At 64.2% G+C, this 2,612-nt stretch carries 3 protein-coding genes; 2 read left to right on the top strand and 1 reads right to left on the bottom strand.

Annotated elements, in window-relative coordinates; translation table 11 throughout:
- Positions 1 to 76 precede the first annotated feature (76 nt).
- Positions 77 to 979 carry a peptidylprolyl isomerase gene (locus QMX78_RS21110; RefSeq protein ID WP_282273359.1) on the bottom strand — a complete coding sequence of 301 codons (903 nt, stop codon included), beginning with the start codon at positions 977 to 979 and terminating at the stop codon, positions 77 to 79.
- A 153-nt stretch (positions 980 to 1,132) separates the two neighbouring features.
- Here QMX78_RS21110 and QMX78_RS21105 point away from each other — a divergent pair, with 153 nt between their 5' ends.
- The gene (locus QMX78_RS21105) at positions 1,133 to 1,495 is read left to right on the top strand and encodes a PadR family transcriptional regulator (RefSeq protein WP_282273357.1); all 363 of its coding nucleotides are present in this window, start codon (positions 1,133 to 1,135) and stop codon (positions 1,493 to 1,495) included.
- Positions 1,495 to 2,493 (top strand): sensor domain-containing protein, encoded by a 999-nt coding sequence (locus QMX78_RS21100; protein ID WP_282273356.1) that lies wholly within the window; start codon positions 1,495 to 1,497, stop codon positions 2,491 to 2,493. Before QMX78_RS21105 ends, QMX78_RS21100 begins: the two co-directional genes overlap by 1 nt.
- The last annotated feature ends 119 nt before the right edge of the window (positions 2,494 to 2,612 follow it).

Genomic DNA, 2,612 nt, shown 5'->3' with positions numbered 1-2,612 from the left:
GCCGAGCCATGCTCGGCAGGGGATTTACCGGGAAGGCCCCTGCCGAGCATGGCTCGGCACTACATGGTTCGCTCTTTTACCGGATGCGCACCGGCAACGGGATGTTGCACAGGTCGATATGGCCGGCGGCGCGCTTGTAGAAACCGTCCACGCGATTACGTCGCGCTTCCACCGCATCGGCGAAGGTCTTCGAGTCGGTGCGCAGTACCTGCAGGTTCACCCGTTGAGCCTCGGGCAGTTCGCTGGCCAGGGTGATCGCCTTGATCTGCGTGCGCTGCGCGGGGTCTTCGTAGAAGCCCATCGGGTCCGGGCCGCGTTTGATCGAGCTGAGCAGTTCCATGCCCTTGAGCACGCGGCCCACCAGGGTGATGTTGCGGTCCAGCTGGCGCGGTGATTGGCCGGTGACCACATAAAGTTCCGCACCGATGCTGCTGTCTTCGTCGTTGTTGCGGCCAGCACCGAGCGCCCCGTAGCAATGCGCCAGCCAGGCATTCTTGCCATCGCTGCCGACCGCAAAGTCGCCGACGAAGCCGGTCCTGGCCGCCCAGCCGTCGCGGTCGGGCAGGGCGGTGAGGGCCAGGCCTTCCAGCGGGCGTAGGAACTCCGCTGGCAGGTGGCTCTTGGCGCTGCCCATCGACTTGGCCTTGGCCGCATCGTCGGCATCGGCGTCGCCAAACTGGACCACGAAGTTGTCCTGCGAGCGGTAGATGCTCAGCCCGTCCCAGAAGTGCTCCCTGGCCATGGTGCGGATGTTGCCGGCGTGCTCGGGGGCGAATTGCGGGGCAAGCTCGATGATGACGCGGCCGCCCTCCAGATCCATGTACAGCGTGTTCTCCGCTGCCGGGGTGTGCCAGTCGTTGGCCGGCGCCGCATCGATGATTTCCTGCGCGCTGCGGTACTTGGCGGGGGCGTCGGCCGCCAGCAGCGGCAGCGGGGACAGCGACAGAGCCAGCGCAAGCAGGCAGGGACGTAGCGTCATCGGGCGCATTCCAGTTGGGTGTGGCCCGATTCTGCGCGATTGCCCGTGCCGCCCGCCAGCCTCATGACCGAGGTGGGGGTGACTACCGGCATATTCACTATAGCGAACTAAACACTAGTATCTACCTAACGTTAGTCGGCAGGAGTGAGGGCCATGACTGAATTGGATGCATATCTGCGCAAGTTCCAGAAGGAATTGAGCACAGGCACGGTGTCGCTGGCCTTGCTGGCGGTGCTGGCCAAGGCGCCGGAGCCGCTCTACGGCTATCTGATTGCCAAGGAGCTGGAGCGGGTTGGGGATGGCGTGCTGAGCGGCAAGCAGAGCGCCTTGTACCCGGTGCTGCGCAACCTGGAAGGCGCTGGCCTGCTGGAAAGCCATGTGGAGCCGTCGGTGGCCGGACCGCCGCGGCGCTATTACCGCATCAACAACGACGGTCGTGCCGCCCTGCGGCAATGGATCGCTGCCTGGAATGCCACCCGCGACTCGGTCGAGTCGGTACTGGAAGGAGTCAACTGATGACTAGTGAATTCAACGCACGGCCGCTGCCGACGACGATTCCCGAATACCTGGACCAGCTGCGTGCCGCATTGAGCGGCGCTGACCTGGCGATGATCCAGGACGCGCTGTATGACGCCGAGGAATACCTGCGCTCGGAGCTGGCCGAACAGCCGGGCAAGAGCGAGGCCGAGGTGATTGCCGGTGTCGCTGGCAGTTACGGCGCGCCTGAAGAGGTTGCGGAGATCTACCGCGAAACCGAAGTGACGGTGAATCGCGCACTGCGGACACCGCGGCCGCCGGCACGGGTGGCACCGGTTGTTGCAGCGGTGGCAGCGGAGTCCGCTGCATCGCCAGCCGAGCCAGGTGTCGCGGCGGCGGTCCGCGAGCCTGCTCCGCGCTCCTTGCTGGCGCGTTTCTTCGGTGTTGCGATGGACCCGCACACGTATGGCGCGCTGTTCTACATGCTGTTGTCGTTGGCCACCGGCATCTTCTTCTTCACCTGGGTGGTCACCGGTTTGTCGCTGTCGCTATCGCTGCTGATCGTGATCATCGGTATTCCGGTCCTGCTGCTGTTCCTGGGCTCGGTGCGGGTGTTGTCGCTGGTTGAAGGCCGCATCATCGAGACCATGCTGGGCGTGCGCATGCCGCGCCGCCCGACCTATACCGATCGCAGCCAGGGTTGGCTGCAGCGCATCGGTGCGATGTTCTCGGACGGCCGCACTTGGTTGACGATGCTGTACTTCGTGCTGATGTTGCCACTGGGCACGCTGTACTTCACGGTGGCGACGACCTTGCTGTCGACCTCCTTGGCGCTGGTATTCGCACCGCTGGTTTCGTTGTTCTCCAACATGCCGATGGGGATCTGGATCGACGGCGTCAATATCGGCAACCCGTTCTGGTTGTGGCCGGTGTCGCTAGGTGTAGGCGTGCTGCTGCTGTTCGGCACGCTGCATCTGGCACGTGGCATCGGCAAGCTGCACGGCGCCATGGCCAAGCACCTGCTGGTGCGGTTGTAAGCACAACGGATTGAAGGAATGCAGACGAGGGCGCCGATGGCGCCCTCGTCTTTTGTAGTGCCGAGCCACGCTCGGCAGAGGCATTACAGATAAACCCTTCTGTAGGAGCGGCGTCAGCC

Origin of the sequence: Stenotrophomonas sp. PS02298, from assembly GCF_029959445.1 — a bacterium.
Taxonomy (GTDB): Bacteria; Pseudomonadota; Gammaproteobacteria; order Xanthomonadales; family Xanthomonadaceae; genus Stenotrophomonas.
The sequence above is the reverse complement of the archived record's forward strand: the minus strand, read 5'-3'. Positions and strand labels throughout refer to the sequence as shown.

Excerpts from the sequence above, each read along its gene's own strand:
- QMX78_RS21110 (WP_282273359.1), bottom strand. The coding sequence starts at position 979 with ATGACGCTACGTCCCTGCCTGCTTGCGCTGGCTCTGTCGCTGTCCCCG.
- QMX78_RS21105 (WP_282273357.1), top strand. The coding sequence starts at position 1,133 with ATGACTGAATTGGATGCATATCTGCGCAAGTTCCAGAAGGAATTGAGC.
- QMX78_RS21100 (WP_282273356.1), top strand. The coding sequence starts at position 1,495 with ATGACTAGTGAATTCAACGCACGGCCGCTGCCGACGACGATTCCCGAA.